At 63.7% G+C, this 25,119-nt stretch carries 26 protein-coding genes, 1 pseudogene and 1 riboswitch; of the genes and pseudogenes, 11 read left to right on the forward strand and 16 right to left on the reverse strand.

What is annotated here, in order from left to right; translation table 11 throughout:
* Positions 1-58: 58 nt before the first annotated feature.
* Positions 59-1,046: pseudogene (locus BJD99_RS13860) on the forward strand (LLM class F420-dependent oxidoreductase).
* Between the two features lie 7 nt (positions 1,047-1,053).
* Here BJD99_RS13860 and BJD99_RS13865 read toward each other — a convergent pair.
* The 3 genes from BJD99_RS13865 to BJD99_RS13875 all read right to left on the reverse strand — a co-directional run bounded on the left by BJD99_RS13865 (position 1,054) and on the right by BJD99_RS13875 (position 5,774).
* Positions 1,054-1,722: a DUF3239 domain-containing protein gene (locus tag BJD99_RS13865; RefSeq protein ID WP_179142340.1), complete on the reverse strand. Its 669-nt coding sequence runs from the start codon at positions 1,720-1,722 to the stop codon at positions 1,054-1,056.
* Between the two features lie 22 nt (positions 1,723-1,744).
* A complete protein-coding gene (locus BJD99_RS13870; protein WP_084348044.1) occupies positions 1,745-3,400 on the reverse strand; it encodes a DNA repair helicase XPB in 1,656 nt (551 codons plus the stop codon).
* 103 nt (positions 3,401-3,503) lie between these two features.
* Positions 3,504-5,774: a helicase-associated domain-containing protein gene (locus BJD99_RS13875; protein ID WP_084347539.1), complete on the reverse strand. Its 2,271-nt coding sequence runs from the start codon at positions 5,772-5,774 to the stop codon at positions 3,504-3,506.
* Positions 5,775-5,835: 61 nt separating this feature from the next.
* On the opposite strand from BJD99_RS13875, the gene BJD99_RS13880 reads away from it, so the two are divergent.
* Positions 5,836-6,024: a hypothetical protein gene (locus BJD99_RS13880; protein ID WP_084347541.1), complete on the forward strand. Its 189-nt coding sequence runs from the start codon at positions 5,836-5,838 to the stop codon at positions 6,022-6,024.
* A 60-nt stretch (positions 6,025-6,084) separates the two neighbouring features.
* Here BJD99_RS13880 and BJD99_RS13885 read toward each other — a convergent pair whose 3' ends face one another.
* The 3 genes from BJD99_RS13885 to BJD99_RS13895 all read right to left on the reverse strand — a co-directional run bounded on the left by BJD99_RS13885 (position 6,085) and on the right by BJD99_RS13895 (position 7,775).
* Positions 6,085-6,699 carry a transglycosylase family protein gene (locus tag BJD99_RS13885; RefSeq protein ID WP_084347543.1) on the reverse strand — a complete coding sequence of 205 codons (615 nt, stop codon included), beginning with the start codon at positions 6,697-6,699 and terminating at the stop codon, positions 6,085-6,087.
* Positions 6,700-6,707: 8 nt separating this feature from the next.
* Positions 6,708-6,934: riboswitch (cyclic di-AMP (ydaO/yuaA leader) on the reverse strand.
* A gap of 237 nt (positions 6,935-7,171) precedes the next feature.
* Positions 7,172-7,543 (reverse strand): YccF domain-containing protein, encoded by a 372-nt coding sequence (locus BJD99_RS13890; RefSeq protein ID WP_084347545.1) that lies wholly within the window; start codon positions 7,541-7,543, stop codon positions 7,172-7,174.
* Between the two features lie 13 nt (positions 7,544-7,556).
* A complete protein-coding gene (locus BJD99_RS13895; protein ID WP_084347547.1) occupies positions 7,557-7,775 on the reverse strand; it encodes a hypothetical protein in 219 nt (72 codons plus the stop codon).
* 143 nt (positions 7,776-7,918) lie between these two features.
* Between BJD99_RS13895 and BJD99_RS13900 the strand changes: the two genes are divergently transcribed.
* Complete coding sequence (locus BJD99_RS13900; RefSeq protein ID WP_179142357.1) at positions 7,919-8,332, forward strand: cold-shock protein; 414 nt, start codon at positions 7,919-7,921, stop codon at positions 8,330-8,332.
* Here the strand turns inward: BJD99_RS13900 and BJD99_RS13905 are convergent.
* The 3 genes from BJD99_RS13905 to BJD99_RS13915 are packed head-to-tail and all read right to left on the reverse strand — an operon-like array spanning position 8,329 to position 11,294.
* Entirely contained in the window at positions 8,329-8,850 is a 522-nt protein-coding gene (locus BJD99_RS13905) for a DUF2771 family protein (protein ID WP_084347551.1), read from the reverse strand. The two genes, BJD99_RS13900 and BJD99_RS13905, sit on opposite strands and share 4 nt — an antisense overlap.
* Positions 8,851-10,437 (reverse strand): MFS transporter, encoded by a 1,587-nt coding sequence (locus tag BJD99_RS13910; RefSeq protein ID WP_179142341.1) that lies wholly within the window; start codon positions 10,435-10,437, stop codon positions 8,851-8,853.
* Positions 10,438-10,481: 44 nt separating this feature from the next.
* A complete protein-coding gene (locus BJD99_RS13915; RefSeq protein ID WP_084348046.1) occupies positions 10,482-11,294 on the reverse strand; it encodes a glutaminyl-peptide cyclotransferase in 813 nt (270 codons plus the stop codon).
* A gap of 32 nt (positions 11,295-11,326) precedes the next feature.
* Between BJD99_RS13915 and BJD99_RS13920 the strand changes: the two genes are divergently transcribed.
* Genes BJD99_RS13920 through BJD99_RS13930 form a run of 3 tightly spaced genes read left to right on the forward strand, consistent with a single transcriptional unit; the run spans position 11,327 to position 15,412 of the window.
* Complete coding sequence (locus tag BJD99_RS13920) at positions 11,327-12,181, forward strand: DUF3027 domain-containing protein (RefSeq protein WP_084347553.1); 855 nt, start codon at positions 11,327-11,329, stop codon at positions 12,179-12,181.
* Positions 12,178-14,886 (forward strand): sacsin N-terminal ATP-binding-like domain-containing protein, encoded by a 2,709-nt coding sequence (locus tag BJD99_RS13925; protein WP_084347555.1) that lies wholly within the window; start codon positions 12,178-12,180, stop codon positions 14,884-14,886. Before BJD99_RS13920 ends, BJD99_RS13925 begins: the two co-directional genes overlap by 4 nt.
* A complete protein-coding gene (locus tag BJD99_RS13930) occupies positions 14,876-15,412 on the forward strand; it encodes a phosphatase PAP2 family protein (protein WP_084347557.1) in 537 nt (178 codons plus the stop codon). Before BJD99_RS13925 ends, BJD99_RS13930 begins: the two co-directional genes overlap by 11 nt.
* Here BJD99_RS13930 and BJD99_RS20795 read toward each other — a convergent pair.
* Positions 15,381-15,566 carry a hypothetical protein gene (locus BJD99_RS20795; RefSeq protein WP_143542169.1) on the reverse strand — a complete coding sequence of 62 codons (186 nt, stop codon included), beginning with the start codon at positions 15,564-15,566 and terminating at the stop codon, positions 15,381-15,383. The genes BJD99_RS13930 and BJD99_RS20795 overlap by 32 nt on opposite strands.
* Positions 15,567-15,650: 84 nt before the next feature.
* Positions 15,651-15,899 carry a DUF2530 domain-containing protein gene (locus BJD99_RS13935; protein WP_084347559.1) on the reverse strand — a complete coding sequence of 83 codons (249 nt, stop codon included), beginning with the start codon at positions 15,897-15,899 and terminating at the stop codon, positions 15,651-15,653.
* A gap of 18 nt (positions 15,900-15,917) precedes the next feature.
* Here BJD99_RS13935 and BJD99_RS13940 point away from each other — a divergent pair, with 18 nt between their 5' ends.
* The 3 genes from BJD99_RS13940 to BJD99_RS13950 are packed head-to-tail and all read left to right on the forward strand — an operon-like array spanning position 15,918 to position 19,166.
* On the forward strand, positions 15,918-17,369 hold the full coding sequence (locus BJD99_RS13940; protein ID WP_084347561.1) for an NCS2 family permease: 1,452 nt from the start codon (positions 15,918-15,920) through the stop codon (positions 17,367-17,369).
* 52 nt (positions 17,370-17,421) lie between these two features.
* Complete coding sequence (locus BJD99_RS13945; RefSeq protein WP_084347562.1) at positions 17,422-17,850, forward strand: MarR family winged helix-turn-helix transcriptional regulator; 429 nt, start codon at positions 17,422-17,424, stop codon at positions 17,848-17,850.
* Positions 17,851-17,900: 50 nt separating this feature from the next.
* Positions 17,901-19,166, forward strand: coding sequence for an MFS transporter (locus tag BJD99_RS13950; protein ID WP_143542187.1), 1,266 nt, complete (start codon positions 17,901-17,903; stop codon positions 19,164-19,166).
* On the opposite strand, the gene BJD99_RS13955 is transcribed toward BJD99_RS13950, so the two are convergent.
* Positions 19,147-20,349 (reverse strand): GNAT family N-acetyltransferase, encoded by a 1,203-nt coding sequence (locus BJD99_RS13955; RefSeq protein WP_084348047.1) that lies wholly within the window; start codon positions 20,347-20,349, stop codon positions 19,147-19,149. The genes BJD99_RS13950 and BJD99_RS13955 overlap by 20 nt on opposite strands.
* Before the next feature lie 38 nt (positions 20,350-20,387).
* On the opposite strand from BJD99_RS13955, the gene BJD99_RS13960 reads away from it, so the two are divergent.
* Both BJD99_RS13960 and BJD99_RS13965 read left to right on the forward strand, forming a co-directional pair.
* Positions 20,388-21,191, forward strand: a complete 804-nt coding sequence (locus BJD99_RS13960) for an RNA methyltransferase (RefSeq protein WP_084347566.1) — start codon at positions 20,388-20,390, stop codon at positions 21,189-21,191.
* Positions 21,188-21,457 carry a DUF2537 domain-containing protein gene (locus BJD99_RS13965; protein WP_084347568.1) on the forward strand — a complete coding sequence of 90 codons (270 nt, stop codon included), beginning with the start codon at positions 21,188-21,190 and terminating at the stop codon, positions 21,455-21,457. Before BJD99_RS13960 ends, BJD99_RS13965 begins: the two co-directional genes overlap by 4 nt.
* On the opposite strand, the gene BJD99_RS13970 is transcribed toward BJD99_RS13965, so the two are convergent.
* The 4 genes from BJD99_RS13970 to serC all read right to left on the reverse strand — a co-directional run bounded on the left by BJD99_RS13970 (position 21,414) and on the right by serC (position 25,080).
* Positions 21,414-22,172, reverse strand: a complete 759-nt coding sequence (locus BJD99_RS13970) for a hypothetical protein (protein WP_373270544.1) — start codon at positions 22,170-22,172, stop codon at positions 21,414-21,416. The two genes, BJD99_RS13965 and BJD99_RS13970, sit on opposite strands and share 44 nt — an antisense overlap.
* Positions 22,173-22,202: 30 nt before the next feature.
* Complete coding sequence (sepH, locus tag BJD99_RS13975) at positions 22,203-23,093, reverse strand: septation protein SepH (protein WP_084348048.1); 891 nt, start codon at positions 23,091-23,093, stop codon at positions 22,203-22,205.
* Between the two features lie 92 nt (positions 23,094-23,185).
* Positions 23,186-23,872 (reverse strand): rhomboid-like protein, encoded by a 687-nt coding sequence (locus tag BJD99_RS13980; protein WP_084347572.1) that lies wholly within the window; start codon positions 23,870-23,872, stop codon positions 23,186-23,188.
* Between the two features lie 86 nt (positions 23,873-23,958).
* The gene (gene serC, locus BJD99_RS13985; protein ID WP_084348049.1) at positions 23,959-25,080 is read right to left on the reverse strand and encodes a phosphoserine transaminase; all 1,122 of its coding nucleotides are present in this window, start codon (positions 25,078-25,080) and stop codon (positions 23,959-23,961) included.
* Between the last annotated feature and the right edge of the window lie 39 nt (positions 25,081-25,119).

The raw sequence follows: 25,119 nt of genomic DNA on the forward strand, positions 1-25,119 counted from the left end.
GGTGCGCCTCGTCCAAGAGGTAAGAACCCCCCTACCTGCCGACGGTAGTCTCGATTGCATGCGATTCGGACTGTTCATCCCTCAAGGCTGGCGACTGGATCTGGTCGGCATCGAACCCTCCGCACAGTGGAGGGTCATGCGCGATCTGGCTACGGCAGCCGACGCCGGACCATGGGAATCGCTGTGGGTGTACGACCACTTCCATACCGTCCCCGAACCCACCGAAGAAGCCACGCACGAAGCGTGGACGCTCATGTCCGCGATCGCTGCGTCGACCTCACGTATCCGGCTCGGCCAGATGTGCACTGCGATGGCTTATCGCAACCCTGCGTACCTGGCCAAGGTCGCCGCCACCGTCGATCTGATCTCGGGAGGGCGCGTCGAGATGGGAATCGGTGCCGGTTGGTACGAGCAGGAATGGCGCGCATACGGTTACGGATTCCCGCCGCCTCGTGAACGTTTGGGCCGTCTCGACGAGGGCGTTCAGATTCTTCGGCAGGCCTGGACCACCGGAGCGGCGACGCTGGATGGCAAGTACTACCAGGTCGACGGCGCACGGGTGTGGCCGAAACCGTTGCAGAGCGGTGGAATTCCGATATGGATCGCGGGCGGCGGTGAAAAGGTAACCCTGAAGATCGCGGCGAAGTACGCCGATTGCACGAACTTCGACGGCGGCTTGGAGGCGTTCTCGCACAAGTCCGAAGTGCTCGAAAGCCATTGCACGTCGTTGGGCCGCGACTTCGACTCGATCGTCCGCTCGGCGAACTACAACGTCGCTATCGGTTCCACCGAGAAGGAGGTGGCGGATCGGTTGACGCAACTCGAAGATCGGCTCGGAAAACATGTCGGCCCAGACAAAGCGGCAGCCGCTCTCGACGATTTCCGCAACGTACCCGCCGTCGGAACCCCCCGAACAGATAGTCGAGAACCTGACGGCGCTGAAGTCGAAGGGGCTGTCCTACGGCATCTTCTACTTCCCCGAAGCTGCCTACGATCGCTCCGGGATCGAACTGTTCGAGCGCGAAGTCATCCCAGCGCTCGCCTGAGCCGGACTTACCGAAGGTCCTCGGGCAGGTCGTGTGGATCGACCAATAGCTGCTGATTTTCGGCCGCACGCACTTTCTCGGACAGGCCGATGTTCGCAAGCAGCAGGGACCACTCGGGTTCGGTGATCTCCGCCGTGGCTCGCTCGATGACGGACGCGTCGGTGGTTCCCCAGGCAATGGGCATGGGGGAGACCATCTGCCAGGTGTCACCGGTGGTGTTCGTGGTCCGGTCGGCAAGCACCGCGATCGACGGAACCAGTTCCCCTTCGACCAATTCGTGTCCGGGAAGAGCACGAATACTCCTGGTCACGAGCACATAGTGCGGTGCCTGGGCGTCGGGCTTCGCGATGTCCAGCAGCGCGAGGATGGTGACCCCACGCGGACGGGTCTCGGCGATGACGGCCGGGATCAGCTGACCCTTCGCGTAGAGGTCCTCGACTGCGCCCACCTTGCGAGGTGCCCATACCGTGACCCACAGCGAGGTCGCGGCGGCGATGAGAAACACCGCACCCAGGATGTACGACCACGGATGAGCCATCCAGAAGAACCATGCGGCGACGGCAATCAACACGACGGCCGTGACGATCGCAGACACTCTGAGCCTGCGAACATCTGCCATCGTCTCGTTCACCGACGCGGCATGGGCTACATCGACAGGGAACTGGAAACGGCGCACATGCTCATTAGTAGCACGAATATCAGATGGCAGGACCGAGCAAGTCGTCTGCGTCGGTGATTCGGTACGCATAGCCCTGCTCGGCCAGGAACCGTTGCCGGTGTGCGGCGTATTCGGCGTCGAGTGTGTCCCGTGAGACGACGGAGTAGAAGTGCGCCTGGCCTCCGTCGTGCTTCGGGCGCAGCAGACGTCCGAGTCGCTGCGCTTCCTCCTGGCGGGAGCCGAAAGTTCCGGAAACCTGAACTGCCACAGATGCTTCCGGTAGATCGATGGAGAAGTTCGCGACCTTGCTCACCACGAGGGTCGGGATCTCACCCTTTCGGAAGGCGTCGAACAGCACCTCGCGTTCCTTGTTCTTCGTCGAACCTTGGATCACCGGCGCGTTCAGCGCCTCACCGAGCTCGTTCAACTGATCCAGGTAGGCGCCGATCACCAGGGTCGGCGCACCTTCGTGCCTGGCGAGGATCGACTTCACGACCGCCACCTTGGTGTGGGCCGTCGAACAGAGTTTGTACCGTTCCTCGGGCTCGGCAACCGCGTACGCCATCCGCTCGGCGTCGGTCAACGTCACCCTGACCTCGATGCACTCGGCGGGTGCGATCCACCCTTGCGCTTCGATGTCCTTCCACGGGGCGTCGTACCTCTTCGGCCCGATGAGCGAGAAGACGTCGCCCTCGCGGCCGTCCTCGCGCACCAGCGTTGCGGTCAACCCGAGACGGCGACGTGATTGCAGATCCGCCGTCATCCGGAACACCGGCGCGGGTAGCAGGTGGACCTCGTCGTAGATCACCAATCCCCAGTCACGGGAATCGAACAGTTCGAGGTGCTTGTACTCACCCTTGGTGCGACGCGTGATCACCTGGTACGTGGCGATCGTCACAGGGCGAATCTCTTTGCGCTCGCCGGAGTACTCGCCGATCTCTTCCTCGGTGAGCGAAGTACGAGCGATCAGCTCGCGCTTCCACTGACGGCCGGCGACGGTATTGGTGACGAGAATGAGCGTCGTCGCCTTGGCTTTGGCCATCGCGGCGGCGCCCACCATCGTCTTACCCGCACCACACGGAAGTACTACGACGCCGGAGCCGCCGGCCCAGAACGAATCGGCAGCCATCGCCTGATAATCGCGCAGCGTCCACTTACCGCCCTCGGTGTCGAGTTCGATGGGATGAGCCTCGCCGTCGACATAACCGGCCAAGTCCTCCGCGGGCCAGCCGATCTTCAGCAACAGCTGTTTGAGGTGGCCACGCTCGCTCGGATGGACGAGAACGGTGTCCTCGTCCACCATCGCACCGAGCATCGGAGCGATCTTCTTGTGCCGCATGACCTCGGTCAACACGGCGCGATCCAGGCTGATCAGTGAAAGACCGTGGACCGGACTCTTCACCAACTGCAACCGGCCGTAACGCGCCATCGTGTCGACGATGTCTACGAGCAAAGGCTGCGGAACGGCGTAACGCGAGAAGTTGACGAGCGCGTCGACGACCTGTTCGGCATCGTGGCCCGCGGCCCGCGCGTTCCACAGAGCAAGCGGAGTGATCCGATACGTGTGAATATGTTCGGGGGCGCGTTCGAGTTCGGCGAACGGAGCAATGGCGGCGCGAGCGGCACCTGCGAGCTCGTGATCGACCTCGAGCAACAGGGTTTTGTCGGACTGGACGATCAGGGGGCCGTCGGTCACAGTTCCTCCTAGAGAACTTCGCGTTGCATGGAAGAAAGTGCGCAACTTCTCCATTGTCCTGATATAGCGCCCTCGGCGCCATGTGATGCTCCGCGCTCGGCGTCTAGTCGATCAGTGCGACCGAGGTGATGCGGTGCAAGGTGAACCGGCGGACCTCACCGGTTGCCGACACATACGCGTCGAGCTGGCCGCCCCCGACGTTGACCGGATCTACGATGCGTTGCGACGCGACCCCTTGCGCGTCGACATAACCGATCGACACACTGCGCCGAGCCTTCAGTGCAGTGTGGAGCAATGCCATCGTCGCCGATCCGGTGGCGCGCGTCCCGTCGGCAAGGACCGGGCGCCCACCCGCGCGAGATGCACGATCGCCGGCGCGCAGTTCCGAGACGAGCCGGGTGAGCTGCTCGTCGGTGGCGATGGCAGGCTGCCTGAAGCCAGAGCGAACTTTGTGCAGCGGAATCCGGGCGCCGCGTGAGCGCAGATCGAGGATGATGCCGTTGGCATCCTCGCCGGCAGGTGCGAAACCTGCCGCGTCGAGCGCCCTCATGACTTCGTTGAGCGGCGCCTGGGAGATCGCGACCGTCGGTGCGAGTGCGCGTAGCGCGAGCTGTTCGGCAGCAGCAGAGGTAAGGACCTCGGCAAGCAGGGCCGGATCTTCACATCGGACGAACGACGCGGCGACCCCCGCACGTAGTCTGCCGTGACGGCGGGCGACGTCGTCGATCAGGTACGTCAATCCCTGGGGGACCGGCGTACGGGAGTGCGCGGCGAACAATGCGTGCAGCTCGGCCGCACTCATACCGACGTCGAGCGCCCGGCGAAGGGAGTTCTCGGTGATCCGATAGACCGTCGCAGCCCCGGCGGATTCGACATCGGCGACGAGTTCGATCCGATGCTCGAGTTCGGGCTCGAGGGGACCGGGCGCGACGAGGGTGAGGTCGGCCTGAATCAGGACGTAATCGATCGGTTCGGGTAGCGCAGCACGCATTGCGGCCTCGGCGTCGCCGCCGTGCAGGAGCGCCTTACCCGGCGTCGACAGCGCTCCGCGGGCGACGATGCCCATCGCCGTCGCCTCGCCGATCATCTTCGATACCGGCCGGAGCGCGTATCGCGACATCGCACGTGGTCGACGCCAGGCGAGGCCACGCGAGACCTCGCCTTCGGCGATGGCATTGCCAGGGCCGAGTTCGGCGAGGAACTCGAGAATCGTTCGACGGTCGCGTGGAGCTGCAGGTGAGCGCACCTCTTCGGACAACGCGGCCACCGGTTTGTCGTTGGGATCGCGCATCCCGATCAGCCAGGGCGCACGCTGTACATCCAGCCATGCCGCCGCGAGGGTGTGCCATCGGGCTGCCGGAGTTGCGGTGGTCCACGGTTCGACGGCTGGGGTCGGACCCCAGTAGTCCTCGCCCGAATCGTTGGGTGGCAGCGGGTCGGGGGTTCCGCTGGTGATGAGCGATGCAGCTGCCAGCACTTCCAACAGCACGCTGACGCGGTGTTCGTCGAGCCCGGTTGCCTTGGTGATGCGCTTGACTTCACGTACGCCCAAGCCACCGGCTTTGAGCGCCGGGGCAGGCGTGATCGACAGCGCTTCGATGATCAGCGCGCAATGCCGAACAAGTTCCAGGGCCTCACCCGCTGCGGCAGCATTGACGTCGGTGAGGGGGTATTTGGTGCTGGCACGTTTCGGCGGCGTCAGCGACGTCGGATCGAAAACCGGCTCGCCGCGTAGGGCCTGGCCGACCTGCTGGGGGAGTTCGACCGTCTGTTCGTCTAGCCAGATCAGCAGCCCGGCGCGCAGTAGCTTCTGAACGGGACGGTCCTCGGACGTGCCCGGTGCAGCATCCCGGGTGCGCCCTGTCGGTGATGACCGGGCCAGTGTCATGAGCAGGGTGCGTTCACCGTCGCCGATTCGAGCGAGCGCGTCGGTGATCCGCTCGGGGGTGAGGTCGTCGGTCGGGTCGAGTATTCGTCCTATTCGCCACGGAACCGCATCCCGCGCCGCAGGCGGCATCCGAATCGAGCCCGTTCCCCAGACGAGTGCTCGTTCTCGCAGAAATCCGAGGGCTTTGTCAACGGCCTTGGTGGTGGCTCGCTTGCCGACGGCAGTATCCAGTCGCTCGCGTTCGACCGGTATTTCGTGGGCACCCTCGAGCGCAAGGATCTCCAGAATCGTCAGCGCCAACGTGTCGAGTGCGTCAGCGCAGCGCAGGATCGAGGCACGCTGTTCGGCCCGTCCTGCGAGTACGCCGATGGTCGTCGGCGGTGGCACGGTGAGGTCGGGTCGCAGCGTGAGGATGCTGACGAGCTCGTTATCGGTCCGTGAAGAAAGCCACGCTGCGAGGTCTGGAGGCACTGCAGTATCGGTCATCGACTACCAGATTAGAGACCTGGACTGGCTTTGGGTGCAGCGCAGGTGTCAAAATGGTCCCATGGTGAACAAGTCGAAGAAGCCCTACGTAGATCCAGGCTGGCCGGAAACCGCTCGCGGTGACCATGCGGTCAGTGAATTGGCGTCCTCGCGCTCGGGAAGCTTGTCGCCGTTCGGCGAGGAAACCGAGTTTCCGTTGCCCGTGGACCAACTGCTGTACGCCCATCCAGTGACCGTCATCAACCGTTAGATCCGAACCACGAAAAGGGCCCCCGAGTAATCGGGGGCCCTTTTCGATGGTGTGGAGTTTCTACTGAGGCAGGAATGCCTTGTTTGCCTGGTAGAAATTGACGACCTGCGGGTCGAGTTGGATGCCCTGTGTCGCGTTCTGAATGAACGAAGAGATCGCCGGATCGTTCGTGACGGTCTGAACGGCGCTGGTGATGCCGTCGATTACCTCGGCGCTGCCGTCGATCGTGGGGATGCTCGTGAGGTCGGGGAGCTTGGGTGCCTCGGGAGCGGACTGTGGGGATGCAGGCGCGCTGCGCTCGGTGGGCGAACTGCTCAGGCCCAGGCTCGACGAGCAGGAGGGCCATGCGCCCCAACCCTGCGAGGCGAGAACCTTCTCGGCAACGACAATCTGCTCTTCGCGGCTGGCCTGGTTCGCGGTGGCGGCGTACTGCCCGCCGCCATGTGAACTCCAGGTGCTCGGGGAGAACTGCAGGCCACCCTGGAATCCGTTTCCGGTGTTGATGCCCCAGTTACCGCCTGCTTCGCACTGTGCGAGGCGGTCCCAATCGGAATCGGGGGCTGCACTGGCGGTGCCGGTGAAGGCCATGCCTGCTGTGCCCATGATGGCGCCGGTGACGGCGACCTTGGCTACGGTCCGGCCGGTGGTGGTCGGCTTGCGATGACGTCCGCTCATACGAGTTGAAATCCTCTCCACTGGCGCCTGCGAGGTCAGCTGTCGGGTTCGGGCTGAGAGGTAGCCCGGCCCAGCGCTTCCAAGTGGAAGTGCGTGGGCTTCACCCCAAGGAAATTCTCTGCCGAGGTAGTGAATTTCCGGTTATCCGAGAGGACGTGTGGGTCCCCCGTCCTCGTCCCCTGGGTGTTCTTGTGGGGGTCCGTTCCCGCGGGACGAGGTTTGGCGCTGCGGGTCCGGATTCAGCCGAAGTTTCTCAGCCGTGGACGACGGTACTGAAATTCCCGCGGAGTGTCACTATTTGGTAACTCTTGGTTTTTCGGGTCGTCCGGGTGTGCGGCCCAACACAGTTTTCGTCATCGGCCGAATGTGCAGCTAGCGGCGTTGCCGTCGAGTGAACCCCTGGGCGTTGCGCATCCGTTACCCGGTCGTTATGTGATGGAAGTCACACCCATCCGGGAATGGTGCTGGAGTGTCAGGAGTCGACGATGTCCTTGCCGAGCGGCATGAGTGAGATGGGAACCATTTTGAGGTTCGCGATGGCGAGTGGAATGCCGATGATCGTGATCGCCATCGCAATGGCCGACACCACATGCGCGATGGCCAGCCAGATGCCGGCAACGATGAGCCAGATGACGTTGCCGACAACCGCCGCGACCCCCGATGTCGGTTTGTCGACGATCGTCTTGCCGAACGGCCACAGGGCGTAGACGCCGATGCGGAAGGACGCGATACCGAACGGGATCGTGATGATGAGGATGCAGCAGATGATGCCCGCTGCGAAGTAGCCGATAGCCAGCCATAGTCCGCCGAAGATCAACCAGATGATGTTGAGAATGACTCGCATGTGTGCCCCCTGTTTATCTCGCCCGTCGGCCGGACAGCAAGGCAAACACTATCGCCAGCACGAAGCCCAGGGGCGAGAAGATCATTGCGGTCAGATAAAGCCACAGCGGGGGGTCGTCGCCGGAAAGCGCGGGTACCGCGAAGATGGCGACTATCGCGGCCAACCCGATCGCAAATATCGCCAGCGAGATACGAAGGAGGGTCGTGCCGTTTCGGGGTGTTTGATCAGCCACGTCGGTAACGGTAGCCCGACAAACCGGCGTGCTGCCGGGCACTCCTTCGCGCTATGCTGGGTCATTCGCGTCCAACACAGCTGTTGGGCGCGAAATTTGTGCAAAACAGGCTAGTTACCGAGACAAATGGACGGGTGAGCGCAGTGCCTACCGGCAAGGTGAAGTGGTACGACGTCGACAAGGGATTCGGCTTCCTCTCGCAAGAAGAAGGAGAGGACGTCTACGTCCGCTCGTCGGCGCTGCCAGCGGGTGTCGAAGGCCTCAAAGCAGGCCAGCGCGTCGAGTTCGGTATGGCCGCAGGACGCCGTGGGCCTCAGGCGCTGAGCCTGAAAGTTCTCGAGCCGGCTCCCACCCTGCGTCAGAACACCGCCAATCGTCGTGAGCCCGTCGAGCGTAAGCACACGCCCGACGAGCTGCACGGGATGGTCGAGGACATGATCACGCTTCTCGAGGCAACGATCCAGCCTGAACTGCGTAAGGGTAAGTACCCCGATCGCAAGACCGCCCAGAGGATCTCCGAAGTGGTCAGGGCCGTCGCGCGCGAGCTCGACAGCTAACCGGTCGGTGTCGTCGCGATCGACCAGATCGCGTGGCTGATGATCTCTTCCTGCTGGGTGTCGGTGTCGATGATGCCGGAGGGCAACCTGATTTCGACGCCCAGCAGTGCTCGTCCGTCGGCGTCGACGGGTGGCACGGTCAGACCCAATTTCTGATCGGGCAGGTACAGCGAGTCGGTTTCGACGACGTCGGCCCCGGCTTCGTCGGAGTACACCGCGGCGAGAATCCACGGCGCCGAGGTGATCTCGGATGGCAAGGACAGCTGCAGCGGGTAGCCCTCCCGAACCGGCACGCTCGCGCTCGATCCATCGTTCTCACACAGTGGCGCCTCGACGGGGCAGTACAGGTACGGCTCGACGGTGACGGCTTTCCCGTCTGCGAATGCCGTGATGGTCGGTCGGTGCGCTGGAGCGTCGGAGACGAGTTGCGCGAGCACGGCGACGAATGCCACGCCCACGACGATCAGTCCGGCAGCGCCGATCGCCAGTAGCTTCTTGGTCTTCGGTGCAAGATTCACTTAACTCACGTTCTCTTGGGGTGAATAGTCGGGACTGCGCTGCTCGGCGTGCTCGGGTCGGTTTCCGCCGAGTCCGGGGAGCAGTGTCTTGCCTCGGTAGGTGAGGATGGTCTGCACCAGGCCGATCGTAAGCAATATCGAGACGACCGTGAAGCCGAGCCAGTACTCGGTGGGCAACAGCACGCCCAGCGTTCCGCCGAGTACCCAGCACAGCTGAAGGACGGTCTCCGAACGCCCGAATCCGGACGCAATGGATTCGGGTGGGAGATCGGATTGCAGAGATGCATCGAGCGAGACCTTGGCGAGCGCACTCGCACAGGAGGCGACCAGCGCGGCCAATGCAGCGGTCAGCAGGCTGTCGGTGACGGCCGCGACGATGGCAACGACGGTGACGGCGAACGTACATCGGATGATCATGATGGACGGGCGGCCGAGCTTGATCCGAGCGCCTGCGGCGTTGCCGGAGAAGTTGCCGATTGCTGCGCATGCACCGACCAGTCCGAGCATCGCGGCCTGTTTGATCGGCTCGTGTTCGGTCTGAGCTTTGGCGACGAAGGCTATGTACAGCGTCAGAAATCCGGTGAGTATGCGTACGGTTCCGTTGCCCCACAGGCCGACGATGACGGCTTTGCCCAGCGGTTGACGGCGGTTCTTCGGTGGTGTGGTCCCCGGCTTCGCGCGGTGCATCACCTCTGTCTCGGCGTCGTCACCGTGGTATCTCAAGGTGGCTGGAACTTCGCCTTCGGTCACTTCGACCCACGACGGGATCCGCATGCTGAGGTAGGCGCCCAGCACGGTGATGGCAGCTACGAACCACAGTGCGCCCGGCGATCCGGAGAGCCAGGCGATAGCGCCCGCGATGCCGCCGGCGACAATTGTTCCACCGATCAGGCCGAACACTGTCAGGCGAGAATTGACACGAACGAGGTCGATCTCGGGTGGAAGTACACGCGGGGTCACGGCGCTCTTGAGCACTGCAAAGGATTTACTGAACACCAGCATGCCGAGCGCAGCCGGATAGAGAATCCAGCTGTCGAAGTTGAACACCAGCACGACGGCCAGGACGGTTCGCAGTAGGAACGAACCGGCGAGTGCGAGCCGTCGACCATGCTGCAGCCGATCGAGCATCGGTCCGATCAGCGGCGCTATCAAAGCGAACGGAGCGATGGTGATGACGAGATACAGCGCAACCTTCGTCTTGTCCTCACCGGTCGCGGCGGAGAAGAAGAGTGTGTTGGCCAGCGCGACTGCCGTGGCGGCGTCGGAGGCGAAATTGGCCATCGTCGCGTACGTCAGCGCGGTGAGTCCGGATTTGTCGGCACCGTCTGCTTTCGCGGCTCGATGGAAAGTCGCGATGCCCTTGTTGGTGAGCTCGCGGCTACGCATCGCAGCGACGCGAGTGACGGTCAACTTGCGGGGCATGGGCGGCGGCTTCGGTCCACGCGGACGATCACCCGACGGGGTCGTCGACGGGTGAAGTGGAGGCAGCGGGGTTCTGCGGCTGGCGGCGCGTGGAGCCGGCGGATAGTTCTCGAACCCCGGGTGGTCCTCTCCCGGCGGGGTGTCGGAGTCTCGAGGGTCTGTCACGTCGTCAATTCTGTCCTAAAAGTGGAGGGTGTGAGTACACCGACTCACTCCACGGGTGTGAACTCCACCTCGAACATGCTCGGCCACAGCTTTCCCGTCACCAGAAAGCGGTCGGTGCCGGGTATCTGGGCGATCCCGTTGAGCACGTCGGCGCCGTCGCGCTCGCGCTCGGACATCGAGTTCCACAGCGGTTCGGCATCGATGATCTCCGACACCGTCCCGGTGGCAGGGTCGATCCTCGCAATATCGAACGTGCGCCAGAGGTTGGCGTAGACCGATCCGTCTTCGGCGCATTCGAGTTCGTTCAACGATTCGAGCGGCGATCCGTCGAGCGTTACTTCGACGGTGCCGGTGGCCTCGAACGTGTCCGCATCACGGAAGGTCAGCATCGACGACCCGTCGCTCATCACCAGACCGTCCGCTGCCGCGCACAGACCCCAGCCTTCGCCGTCGTAGCCGACCTCGCGCGCGCCGGCCAGAGTGGTCTTGTCTCGGGCGAACGCGGTTCCGTTCTGCCAGGTGATCTGCCATACGGTGTCGCCCGCGACGGTCAGGCCCTCGCCGAAGTATTCGGCGGGCAGATCCACCCGCCGCAGTTCTTTGCCGGTGTCCAACGACGACACGCGCACGTACGACGAACCCTTGCGGCCGGTGCCCTCGTAGAGCTCCCCGTCATCGATCTCCAGACCCTGGGTGAACGCGGAACGGTCGTGCTCGAGGGTCCTGACCACGGTGACCGTCGACCTCATTGCCGAAGAATCTGCGCTGACCTCGGGATCCGCCGAGCACCCGACAAGCAGAATCGGCACCGCGAGGACGCCGAGAACGCGGCGAAGCGAGGCGATCATCTGCCCCATCATGGCAGCCCGAACTGGGCACTCCGGAAGTGATGCGGCAAAATGAACCTGTGAGTTTCGCATCTTTCCCAGAGCTCGACCAGATTCGTCCTGTCCTAGCGGAAGCCGCCGAGTTGGCGCGCCGTGCTCTGATCGACCTGGGTGAAGGCGGCGTCGGCGATTATCTCGGTGTCACCGCCGAGGACGACAACGCGGCGACACATCGCTTCATCGCCGACCTACCCGGCTATCGCGGATGGCAATGGGCCGTGGTCGTCGCAGCCCCCGCCGACGCGGACAGTGCCACCATCAGCGAACTCGTCCTGCTGCCGGGCCCTGATGCCCTGGTGCCGCCGACCTGGCTGCCGTGGGACGAGCGCATCCGCCCCGGTGATCTGGGGCCGGGTGATCGGCTCCCACCGCGAGCGCACGATCCGCGTCTCGTCCCCGGGTACGTCGCCACTGGCGACCCTCAGGTCGACGACGTCGCGTACGAGCTCGGCCTGGGCCGTCCGCAGGTTCCCAGCCGTGAAGGGCGTCTCGACGCGGCCGAGCGCTGGCACGACGGCGAGTTCGGTCCGAACAGCGAGATGGCGAAAGCCGCACCGTCGACATGCGGGCTGTGCGGGTTCTATCTCCCGCTCGCTGGATCTTTGTCGGCGGCGTTCGGCGTCTGCGGCAACGAGTATGCGGCCGACGGCCATGTAGTGCACGTCCAGTACGGCTGCGGTGCACATTCCGATACCGAGCTGCCCACCGGCGCCGGGTCGCCTGCCTACGATCCGTTCGACGACGCGGCCCTCGATGTCACTGCGCAAGCGCCTACTGCTCCGGCTCCCGAGGTCGAGAACACGTTCGTGCCAGACCATGCGTCCGAGACACTGCAGGACGCGCAATCGGACAGTTGAGAGATCCGTACGACACCGAGGCGCTGCGCGCCTCGACTCTGTCTGCCTGGACGGATTCGCCCACCCGGTTGCGCGAAGACGCTGCGACCGAAGCAGACCTGGTGCGCGGGGGATATCGCGATCGTCTGCTGACCGAACTCGCGCAGAATGCTGCCGATGCGGCAGCCCGAGCGGGAGTCGCGGGACAGATGCGGGTCTGGGTGTCCGGTCGCGATCTACACGTTGCCAATACCGGTGCACCACTCGATCGAGATGGAGTCCACGCGCTGACGGCGCTGCGGGTATCGGCCAAGACATCCGGTGTCGGTCGCTTCGGAGTGGGTTTCACTGCGGTGCGTTCGGTCAGCGACGAGATCGAATTTCGTTCCACGGCAGGTGGAGTGCGCTTCAGTGGCGCCAGTACCCGAAGTGTCCTCCACGATGCTGGCCTCGAAGTACCCGATGCCGGGGTCCCGGTGTTGCGACTTGTCTGGCCTGCCGAAGAACCTCCAGCAGTAGGGTTTTCGTCGGAGATCATCTTGCGGGACGTCGAGGTGGCCGGGCTGCTCGACGCTATGCGCGCCGAGGCGATCGATTTGTTGCTCGAATTGGAATCGCTGGTCTCGATCGAGATCGGCGAGGATCGGTTCGACCGCACTATCGAGGGGGAGGGCCTCGAGTCGGTGAAGGTCGGCGACCTCGAGTGGTGGCAGTTCCGCACCGCTCACGCCAGATGGCTCGTCCCTGTCTCCGACGGGGTGCCGGCGACGGTGGCATCGGATGTGCTTCGCGCACCTACTCGTTCGGACGAGGAGTTGTCACTGCCTGTGCTCGTCGTCGCGGACGTGCAGATGCAGCCGGACCGTCGACGCGTTCTTCCCGGTGCGCACCTGCAGCGCGTCGCGGAGGGGTACGGGGAGATGATCGCTGCCTTTCCTGCCCGGTTCAGAACTCGACTGGTTCCGGTACCGGGCTTTCCGCGCAGCGAGGTCGACGGGATCTTGCGTGAGCAGATCCTTCGGGAATCCGTCTCTGCCCGTTGGCTTCCCTCGGTGACCGGTGAGAATCTGATCCCCTCGCGGGCGATGGTGCTGCCGGGACTCACCGACGAGCTCGGTGAGCTTCTAGCCGATGTATTCCCCGATCTGGTCGGGGCCGCGCTCTCGGGTCCGCGGCACGCAAGCGCGCTTACTGCGGTCGACGTACACCGAATCGGCCTCGCCAGACTCGCCGAGATGCTGACGGGTATAGACCGTGAACCTCACTGGTGGGGCCGACTGTACGACGCGCTCACCCCGCTGGTCACCGACGGCGTGGCCGCGGAAGAGCTTGCAGCGCTGCCGGTTCCGCTGTCGGACGGTCGGACGATAACCGGTCCCCGTACTGCCGTTCTCGGAGCGGGCGTCAGTGGCGTCGGGTCGGTGCATTGGGCCCGGCTGGTGCATCCGGACGCGGTGAGCCCACTGTTGTCGAGGTTGGGCGCGGTGGAGGCGACCGCAACCGATCTGCTGTCCGACACGGCACTCGAAGCGCTACTCGAGGACCTCGACTGGGACGATTCCGACGCCGTCGGCGATACCGTGACTTCGGTCCTGGCGCTCGCCTCGTCCGCGGGGGAGCTGCCTTCCTGGATAGGTTCCTTGCCGCTCGAGGATTCCGATGGTGAGCTTCGCGCCGCCGATGAATTGCTGCTGCCCGACGCCCCGCTTGCTGGCTTGTTGGTGGAGGACTCACCTTTCGGGCTGGTCGCGGATCCCGTCGTCGCGCACTACGGGCCTGCAGCATTGCGAGCGGTCGGAGTGGGCTGGGGATTCGGCACCGTGACCGACGACCTCCCGACCGGTCCGGATCATGACCTCGACGACGAGGATTCGTGGTGGGCTTCGTTGGCGGAGGATCCGGCGGTGCTCACTGCTGTGCGCGACCTCGATTTGGTCGATGAGCAGCGGTGGCCGGATGCGTTGACGCAATTGATGTCCGATCCGGCGACCCGAGCGGCGGTGCAGGCGCGGGACGGGTACACGGCGTGGTGGCTGCGTACGCACGCCCGAGTCGACGGCGAGCGGCTGGGAAGCTATCGAGCGCCCTCGGACTTCACGTTCGCCGGTTTGCTCGATCCACTCGATCACCCGAATGCCGACGATGTGGCGGCGGCTCTGGCACCCAGTTCGTGCGACAGCGCATGGTTCACCGGCCTGATTCTCTCGAGATTGGCCGATCCTTCGCGATCGCCGACTCCTGCGGTCATTTCGCGAGCTCATCGACTCGTCGCCGACGCTGTCACTTCGGGGCGAGTGGAACTCGACGAGCTGGATGCGCCGAGGAGGGTGCGTGCTGTTTCCGGCAGTCTCGTCGATCCTGCCGACGCGATCGTGCTCGACCGTCCATGGTGTGTGGCCACGGTCCCCGCCGACATCGCGATCCTGTCGTCCATGGATACCGCGTCGTCATTGGCGTCGATCCTGGACGTGCGCACCGCGTCGGAATCGATCTCCGCAGAAGTGCTGGGAATCGGCCGGGTGAGTTCGTGGGATCGCGAGCCAGGGGCAGTACTCGCATGCGCAGAAATGGGCGTGGAGCTGCCGGTCGGGCAGGTTGTCGTGCACCGCGATCTCGTCGTGAGACTCACCGGGGCAGTCGAGGGGGAGCGTCACCTCGCCTGGTGGGTAACCGAGGACGGAACAACACATTGCGCGCAGAGTTGGGAGCGACCCCGTGGACGGTGACGTGCTGGCGTGGATGGTCGAGCACCGGGTTGTGTGGCTGACCACACTCTTCTGGATCGTCACCACGCTCGGAAACACAGTGGCGATGTTTGTCTTGTCGATCACCGGATGCGCAGTCCTGCTGCGGGCCGGTCGTCGACCGGAAGCAGTCATGGTGGGTGGCGCCATGCTCAGTGGCTGGGGGCTGATGAGCCTGTTGAAGCTGATCTTCGGGCGCGAGCGGCCACCGATACCGGAAAGGCTCGTCGAGATCTCCACGCACTCGTTTCCTTCGGGGCACGCGATGATGTCGGCGATCCTCGCCACGACGGTGACCGCGGTGTTGCTGCGGTCGACCGCGTTATGGCTCAGAAATCCGGTTGTTCTCGCGATACCAGCGGTTGCATCCCTGGCGATCGGCTTCTCGCGGATCTATCTCGGCGCGCATTGGACGACGGACGTCCTGGCGGGATGGTGCTTCGGTATCGCGTGGGGGTTGCTCTGGATTTATGCGCTCAGCGTGCGAAATCGCTTCGCTGTGCGATGACGAGGAGTTCATCGCGCATCGAAGGGCTGCTGACGGCGTGTGCGCGTGCGTAGAGGGCGCGGAGCGAGCGAGCGTGGGTACGACGATTGCGGTACTGCGTGACGAGCTTCATGACCTGGCCTTCGGGTAATTCATGGGATGAATCAACTGACATAACCCATACTCCCCGCAAACCCTGTGTTACTCAACCCTAATAAAGGTGAGTTTCCGCACGTCAGACCGCTGTGCGTGACTGCGGTTACGTGAGGCCGCGTTGAGCGGTCCTGTTACCGCGACGAGCGGCAGCTCTCTGCATGAGGAACAGCGTGAAGCCGACCACACCGACGGCGACGCCGGTCCAGCAGGTCGGCAGCGCATCCGCCCACCTATCGCCACTGACGAGCACAACCACGGTAGCAACAACCCAGGCGAAAATGCCGACCGCGATGACGGGCGCGGGATCTGTGAGCCGTACGCTCAGCGCGGGGGTTTCCGGCTTACTATCCACGAAATGTAGGTTACTCCCATGGCGTCGCCCAAAATTCTGGACAACTACTTCAAAATCACCGAACGTGGATCGACGGTCAGTTCGGAAGTGCGCGGCGGCGTCGTCACCTTCGTGGCGATGGCATACATAGTCGTTCTCAATCCGCTGATCCTCGGCAGCTTCTCGGCCGACGATGCCGCGGCCAAGCCCGATGTCCTCGGCAATATCCTGCCCGTCGCGCAGGTCGCCGCGGTGACAGCGCTCGTCGCCGGGTTCATGAGCATCTTGTTCGGCATCGTTGCCAACTATCCCTTCGGTATCGCCGCCGGACTCGGGATCAACACGCTTCTCGCCGTCACCATCGCTCCACAGGTGACGTGGCCGGAGGCCATGGGGCTCGTCGTCATCGACGGCATCATCATCGTGTTGCTCGCGCTGACGGGCTTTCGTACTGCGGTGTTCAACGCCATTCCGTCCGAATTGAAAGCGGCGATCGCGGCGGGCATCGGGACGTTCATCGCGTTCATCGGACTCGTCGACGCCGGCTTCGTGCGACGCATCCCCGACGCCGCCGGTACCTCGGTCCCGGTCGGCCTAGGTATCGACGGCTCCATCGCCTCGTGGCCGACGGCGATCTTCGTGTTCGGCCTGCTCTTGATGGGCGTTCTCGTGGTGCGGAAGGTACGCGGTGGCCTGCTGATCGGCATCGTCGTCACCACAGTGCTCGCGGCCGTCGTCGAAGCTTTCACCGATATCGGACCGTCGAACGGGGTGGATCCGAAAGGCTGGAATCTCAGCGTTCCGATCCTGCCCGATCAGCTCATCCAGACACCGAACCTTTCCTTGGTCGGCGATGTAGATCTTTTCGGCGCGTTCACCCGCATCGGAGTCCTCGCAGCGAGCCTGCTGGTGTTCACTCTCGTTCTGGCGAACTTCTTCGACGCGATGGGGACGATGACCGGGCTCGGCAAGGAAGGCGAGCTGATGGACGACAAGGATCAGCTCCCCGGAATCGGCAAAGCGCTCGTCGTCGAGGGAACCGGCGCGATCGTGGGCGGTGGCGCGTCGGCGTCGTCGAACACGGTGTTCGTCGAATCGGCGTCCGGTATCGCCGAGGGCGCGCGAACCGGTTTGGCCAACGTCGTGACCGGTCTACTCTTCCTGGCCGCGATGTTCCTGACACCACTCACTGCCATCGTTCCTATCGAGGCTGCCTCTCCGGCGCTGGTGATCGTCGGTGCCTTGATGATCGGACAGGTTCGCGAAATCGACTTCTCCAAGTTCGAATTCGCGCTGCCGGCATTCCTGACCATCGTGGTCATGCCGTTCACGTACTCGATCGCGAACGGCATCGGAGTCGGGTTCATCACCTGGGTAGTGCTCGCAGTGGGGCGCGGCAAGGCGAAGGCGGTTCATCCCCTGCTTTGGGTCGTTGCCTTGATGTTCGTCCTATATTTCGTCGTCGGACCGATCACTGACGCGGTTACGTAGGCCATAACGCGCACCAGGGCGTAGTCTCTGCGCTGTGACGTCGGGAAACAGCGTGAAAGACAACCGTGAGTTGGCAAGCGATCTATCGCTGGCCGTGGTGCGATTGACTCGCCACCTGAGGGGGAGACGTGTCGACTCGCAAGTGTCGCTGACTCAGCTGTCAGCTCTTGCGACCTTGAGCCGTGAGGGCGACATGACGCCGGGGGCACTGGCGGCCCGCGAACGAGTGCAGCCACCATCGATGACACGCGTGATCGCGTCGCTGGCGGAGCTCGGACTGGTGGTACGCACTCCGCATCCCACCGACGGCCGACAGGTGATCGTGTCGCTGTCCCCGTCCGGCAACACGCTGATCGCCGACGAGGCCAGTGCGCGTGAGGCGTGGATGACCTCTCAGTTGGCAGGCTTGAACGAGACTCAACTCGTAGTTCTCCGCGATGCGGTCGACATCATCGGCGCGCTGGTCAACGACTCCGAGTAGGTAGTTCGTTACCTGAGGTTAGTATTTGTGGAGTGCCCTCTGCTTCCCCGATGTTCGCTGCATTGCGAACCCGCAACTACAGATTGTGGGCGTCCGGGCAGATAGTTTCTCTGGTCGGAACGTGGATGCAGAGGGTGGCGCAGGACTGGCTCGTGCTGACACTGTCGGGCGGCAACGGCGTCGCTGTCGGCATCGTGATGGCCCTGCAGTTCGGACCGACACTGCTGCTGTCGGTGTGGGGCGGGGTGCTCGCAGATAGGTACGACAAACGAACACTGCTGATGATCACTCAGGCCTTCGCAGCGGTCTGCGGGCTCGTGCTCGGTCTCCTCGACGTCGGCAATCTCGTCGAACTGTGGCACGTGTACGTCATCGCGTTCGTTCTCGGCTGTTCCTCTGCCATCGACGCGCCAGTGCGTCAGTCCTTCACCATCGAGATGGTAGGCAAAGAGACGCTGGCGAATGCAATTGCGTTGAACTCCATGACCTTCAACATGGCACGCATCATCGGACCGGCTCTGTCGGGTGTGCTCATCACTTTCATCGGTACCGGGTGGGTGTTCCTGATCAACGCCGCGTCGTTCGCGGCGGTGTTCGGCGCTCTCGTCGCGATGCGATCTGCCGACCTCTTCCACGTAGAACGAGCCGCGCGCGCGAAAGGCCAGGTACGGGAAGGCTTCCGGTACGTGTGGGGGCGAGACGATCTGCGCGTTCTCCTGGCAACGGTGTTCATGGTGTCGACGTTCGGATTGAACTTTCCGCTCAGCCTGGCAGTGTTGGCTCGCAACACCTTCGGTAGCGGCGCCGACGCATACGGTCTGCTCTCGACGACCCTCGCAGTCGGCACCCTTGCAGGCGCGACCCTTGCGGCCCGCCGAGCCGGCACGCCCCGCCTGCGGTTGTTCATCGGTGCCGTCATCGCTTTCGGGGTGTTCGAAATACTCGTCGGACTGATGCCGAACTACACACTCGTTGCAATTCTGCTCGTCCCGACCGGAGCGTTGACTCTGACCTTCACCACCTCGGCGATGAATATTTTGCAGATGTCGGTGCCGTCGGAGATGCGTGGGCGTGTGATGGGCATCTACATGCTGTGCTTCCTCGGAGGCACCCCTGTCGGCAGCCCGGTTCTCGGCTGGCTGGCCGACGTGCTCGATCCGCGGGCACCGCTGGTGTTCGGCGGGATAGTGTCGCTGGTCTCCGGGGTCGGGGCGGCCGTCTACCTGATGAAGCACAACAATCTGCGCCTCCGGATCGACCCTTGGCGGCGAAACGAGAGTCGCCGCTACGTGAGGTCTAGAACCCCCAGCCCATGACCGACGCACGGTCGGTCGAGAACGCGAGATCCACCGTGTGCAACGCGTCCGAATCCCGGCTCCACAGGCGATTGGAGGCCGCGAACCTAGTGGCACGGTGAGTGCCGAAGTACAGACTGCTCAGCACATCGAGCTTCATCGACGCGTCGGCGGGCGCATCGGTTCGAGTGACGGTGGCCTTTCCGGCACTGATCGTGACGTCGAAGGTTCCGCCGGCCTCGAGGAACGGATCGAAGACGTCGAGCACGAACTGCGCGTCGACGGCGTAGGTACGGGCTTCGAGGGCAGCTTCGACATTCATGACACGGCTCCACAGCGCGTCGTGGTGACCGGTGATCTTCGGTAGTCGATTGTTCGTCAGCAGGAACGGCAACGGCTCGTCCGGGGCCTGACTGACCTCGATGGTGTCGACGAGATCGATCCCGACGAGCACCTGCCACATCTGGGCATACGCGTCGTCGGTGACGGCGATGAACTCCTGAACGACGACCTTGGTGTCGCCGGTCATGTTTCGGCGGTAGGCGACGTAGCCGTCCGGGTGAACCATGAAGAAGAGCGCGGTCAATCCTTCTCGACCGTTTTCGCGGTCGGCGAAGAAGCGCTCCCAGCGGATGGGCGGCTTCGGTTGTGCGCCTGCCGTCTTGCGCTGCCAGCGATGGTAGATCTCGGGAAGCAGAGTCGACGCCTCGGTGGACTCCACCAACCGGACGTCGGTCACCGCGGGTACGTCCGGATGGAATTGGGCGAAGCGGCGATCGAGAACTACCCGGTGTTCCTCGGTGGCAGGCCCGTAGCCGAAGCGTCGGTAGATCGTGGCCTCACTCGCCGTCAGCAGCGACAGGGGGGCACCTGCCGCTTCGAGATTGCGATGCTGCTCGGTGAACATGCGCCGGAGGATTCCGCGGCGGCGATGCGTCGGTGCGACCGAAACCCAGGACACGCCCGACGCCTCCACCTGAGCGCCTCCCGGGACCGTCACGGACATGGGGAAGTGCATCGCAACCCCGACGGGCGTGCTTCCATCCCACGCCATGACGACGTGACGCGAACTGGTGAGAATCTGCGTCTCGGCAAGGTCCTCGGCATTCTGGTGTTCACCGAATGCATGCGCATCCAGAAGCGCCACGGCATCCCAGTCGTCGTCGGTTGCCGTCCTGACAGTGATCGTGCCCTCGGTATTCATCGCACTCGACCTTTCCATACAGATGCCAAGATGGTCACGTGGTAAACGTAATCGACATCGACGACTCTGCCGATCCGCGACTCGACGACTTTCGCGACCTCAACTCCTCCGACCGTAGACCGGACCTCCCCGACGGGAAGGGGCTGGTGATTGCCGAGGGCGTTTTGGTGACCAAGCGGTTGTTGACCTCGCGGTTCCCGACGATAAGCCTGCTCGGCGTCGACCGCAGGCTCGTAGAACTGGGTTCACGCCTCGATCGGGTGGATGTTCCGTTCTATCGAACCAGTGCCGAGGTGATGGCCGACGTCGTCGGATTTCATTTGAACCGTGGCGTGCTCTCGGTGGCGAGTCGGTCCCCGGAACTCGACATGGCCGACGTAGTCCGCGATGCTAAGACTGTCGTAGTGCTCGAGGGCGTCAACGACCACGAGAATCTCGGTGCAATGTTTCGTAACGCCGCAGGCCTCGGCGTGGACGCTGTACTTTTCGGAGCGGCATGCGCCGACCCCCTCTATCGTCGTGCCGTACGAGTGTCCATGGGACACGTACTTCGGGTTCCGTTCGCGCGCGTTCCGGACTGGCCGCGGGGCTTGAAGATACTCCGCGACAGCGGCTTTCAGACCATCTCGTTGACGCCGAATCCGTCGGCGATTCCGCTTGCCGAGGCGATGACGGGGGAGAAGGTCGCATTGCTACTCGGCGCCGAGGGGCCGGGGCTGACCGAACATGCCATGCGTGCGACCGACATTCGCGCACGAATTCCGATGGCGCCCGATACCGACTCGCTCAATGTGGCCACCGCGGCTGCGATGGCGTTCTACGAACGGGTGCGCGTGCAGTGACCGAGCACGTCGCCTATACCGGTATTCCGGTCGCGCTCTTCGCAGCGGTCCTCGTCGGGGCCGCACTGACAGCGTTCGGCCTCGAGCTCGCAGCCGTCAACGTATTCCTGGCGGTGGGGATCAACTTGATCGTCGTCGGTGGAGCTGCGCCGACCGTGCTGCGCTTTCGGCACACGCCGCTGTGGCGGTGGCTGGTGTACGGAACCTGTGTCGGTGCCGTTCTCAGCTTCGTGGTTCTGGGGATTTCCGTTTCAACCACCGCATGATCGAGCGATCCGGCATCGGCTCGGGTGGGGCCTGGTCGGGTGGGGTCTGTTCGACCTGTCGGGGTTCCTGACCGGGCGCGTACATGGTGAAGCCACATACCTGCAACGAGATCGGATCGAACTCGTCGCCGCGTGGCGCGCCGGTATAGCGGTAGCCGAGCCATTCGGAGTTGGCTGCTTCGGCAAATTCCTGTGGGTGGAACGGAAGCGAGAGTGGGTCCGGCATGACGCCGGACGGATAGACCAACGGGTGCTCGCCGGCCCAGAAGCGTCGTTCCCACACCAACGGCAGACCGGAGTCCTCGTAGATGTAGATCGGAGTCGCGCTGAACGAACGTCGCAGGGTGCCGCGTTCCCAATATGCGAAAGCACCCCACGCCGTCTCCGGGTCCGTCATCACGAGATACGTGCGCTCGGCCGCCAAAGGGTGAATCCAGGGCTCGGGCAAAGTCGACGGAGTGGCGACGGCCAAATCGGCCGAACAGACCACGGTAACGCCCGGATACGCCCCGATGTAGATCTCGTCGGGGCCGACCCCGGCCACGGCCGACACCGGGGAAAGTTGGCTCGGTACGGCGACGCGATCGGGGAACAGGCGCCCGGCCAGCGCTGACGCCGTATCCCAGTCCGAAGTTGTAGAGGATCTCAAGACTGCGATCGGGTCAGGGGTATCTATGTACCAGACAGTCGATGCTTTGGCCCCCACTCCTGGCACCCTTCCCGATCGAACGTCAGCCCATCATGATCAATTGTGTCCGCTACTGCGGACACCCAGCAGAACGTCCTCCCACGAAGGCATTGCGGGCTTGCCCTTCTTGTCCTTCTTCGGCGTAGGAGGCTCGTGCCGCTTCGTCTCGGCTACAGCGGGCACCGGGGGCTCGGCGACCTCTGGTGGAGTGCTCTCCGGTAGAGCGATCTCCGGCGCGGGGTTCTCTGGTGCGGCGGTCTCGATCTCACTGTCCGCGGTGGTGCCGTAGTACTCGTCGAAGGATTCCTCGGATGTCTCTTCTTCGATTGCGAGCGATCGCACCGGAGCCAGTCCTCGCAGCTGCCGCCCGAAGTCCGGGTCGATCAGCTCCGCTGCCGCATCGTCGAGTGCGGTGATGGTGCCACCGTGGCCGTCGGGAAGGTACTGCCAATGCGCCTTGTTGGTCGTTCGGCCCGCCTGCCACTTCAGCTGAGCTACCCACTTGTTGTCCTCGTCGCGCCACGCGTCCCACGTTGCTTCGCCGAGATGGTGGCCGCGAGCGCGGAACGCAAGCGCGACGATCTCGGCCAAGGTCTGGACGGCAGGCCCGTCGTGACGGAGAGGGTGGCCGGCTTGCGCCATGCTGGATGCCTGGGACCGTTCGAGAAGTACCGGATGGGCGAAGACCTCGACCCGGCTCAATGCCATTCCCGATTCGTTTGCAACCTGTTCGACGGTGGCCCCGCCGCGGATACGAGCCTGGATCTCCCTGGGCCTGAGCACACTGTCCATTTGGATCTCAATCTGTCCTAGTCGAGCGATGTCGCCGCGGGAGGCCGCGCGGAGCTTGTCGTCGGCTGGAAGCCGGAATTTGTCGCCGGTGGTTGGATCTGCGCAAATGACGTGCTGACCGTCGGGTTCGAGACCAACCACACGTAGATCTCGCACCTTGACCTCCTCATCGCGCCGACTCGCGATATCGTCCTGCTCGACAGTAATCCAATCGTGATCGACGGTGTGTCTCCGACACGCGTCCGGCATCACCGATGCTCGTGAGTCATGAGCGTAGTCATTGCCGTGTCCTGCTGTGGTGGTTCGGTGCTGGCAGCGTCAAAGGTGTTGGCGTCCTTGGCTATCGAGTCCGCTCGGATGTAGTAGGCACCGAGCGTGAACCCGATGGCCAGCGCAGCGATGTGTCCGAATGCCGTAAAGGTCGGGTCAGAGATCGCAGCGACCGCCACGAGTGCTGTCCATCCCACCGCCCAGACAATTCGCCATGAGCGGTAGAGATATCGAATCAACGACCCGGCAACCGCAGCAGCGGCATAGCTGACTCCGACGTCGATCGCCATGGCGAGGGAATCGGCGAGCCAGTTCGCGTGGATGCCGACGAACAGTCCGATCGCCACCAGCGCCGTCGCGCCGATGTGTCCGAGTAGGAACGTCCAGAGAAATCGCCTCGACCCGGACACCCATTCGGCCACGGCGAACAGGGCGACAACCGAGGCAAGCCACAACCAGTTCACTTCACCGTCGGTCAAGAACACGCTGGCGACGAGAGTGGCGATATGGCCGTCGGAAAGATTGTGCAGATTGGTGCTCGCCTCGCGGAGTACGTGCCACTGGGCGTGGGGGCGGAGCTGGGACAGAAATATCGACGATGCGATGGCAAGCGCGAGATACGTGATGGTGACACGCAGCCTGAACAGAGGCGCCGAAACGCGCATCGGGCGCTCCCTCCGAGGTCGTTGCGCTTGCGAACGTATCCGCAAGTGTAAGCCTCTTCGGCAGCGCCCGAGCTGTGCGCGTTCTGCTAACTCAGTGTGGAAACGACCCAATCGATGCTCTTGGTCAGTGCCGTGACGTCGTCCGGTTCGATGGCCGGGAACATCCCGACGCGCAACTGGTTCCGTCCGAGCTTGCGGTAAGGCTCGGTGTCGACGACGCCGTTGGCGCGAAGAACCTTGGCTACCTGAGCAGCGTCGACCTTCTCGTCGAAGTCGATGGTGCCCACGACCTGGCTGCGGTGTGCCGGGTTCGACACGAACGGAGTAGCGAAGTCGCTCTTCTCCGCCCAGTCGTACAGGCGCGAAGAGGAGTCCGCTGTGCGCTTGGTCGCCCAGTCCAGACCACCCTGGCTGTTGATCCACTCGATCTGATTGGCGAACATCAGGAGCGTCGCCACTGCCGGGGTGTTGTAAGTCTGATCCTTGCTGCTGTTGTCGATCGCGATCGGCAACGACAGGAAGTCCGGAACCCAACGGCCCGAAGTCTGGATCTCACCGACGCGCTCGAGTGCAGCCGGGCTCATCAACGCAACCCACAGGCCACCGTCGGCAGCGAAGCACTTCTGCGGAGCGAAGTAGTAGACATCGGAGTTGGCAACGTTGACCGGCAGACCGCCCGCACCCGACGTCGCATCGATCGCGATGAGTGCGTTCTCGGAACCGGCAGGCCGGCTCACCGGGATCGCGACGCCTGTCGACGTCTCGTTGTGCGCCCAACCGATCAGGTCGACCGACGGATCCGAGGTGGGCTCGGGAGCACTGCCTGGTTCTGCCTTGACGACGATCGGATCGCCGATGAACGGGTTGTTCTTGGCGACCGAGGCGAACTTCGAGCTGAATTCGCCGTTGGTGAGGTGCAGGGACTTCTCGCGGATGAGTCCGAAGGCCGCGGCATCCCAGAATGCGGTGGTGCCACCGTTGCCGAGAACGACCTCGTAGCCGTCGGGCAGCGTGAACAGGTCCCGCAGGCCACTGCGCACCCGCGCGACGACGTCCTTGACGGGTTTCTGGCGGTGGCTGGTGCCGAAGACGGATGCGCCGACGTCGACCAAGGACTGCAGCTGCTCAGGGCGAACCTTGGAGGGTCCGCAACCGAACCGTCCGTCGGCGGGCAGGAGTTCGGTGGGAATGATCGGCAATTCGGCCATTGAGTAGCGCATCCTAGCGTCGTGGGGATATGGCACCTA

It is taken from the genome of Rhodococcus sp. 1163, assembly GCF_002091985.1.
In the GTDB taxonomy this organism is placed as follows: Bacteria; Actinomycetota; Actinomycetes; order Mycobacteriales; family Mycobacteriaceae; genus Rhodococcoides.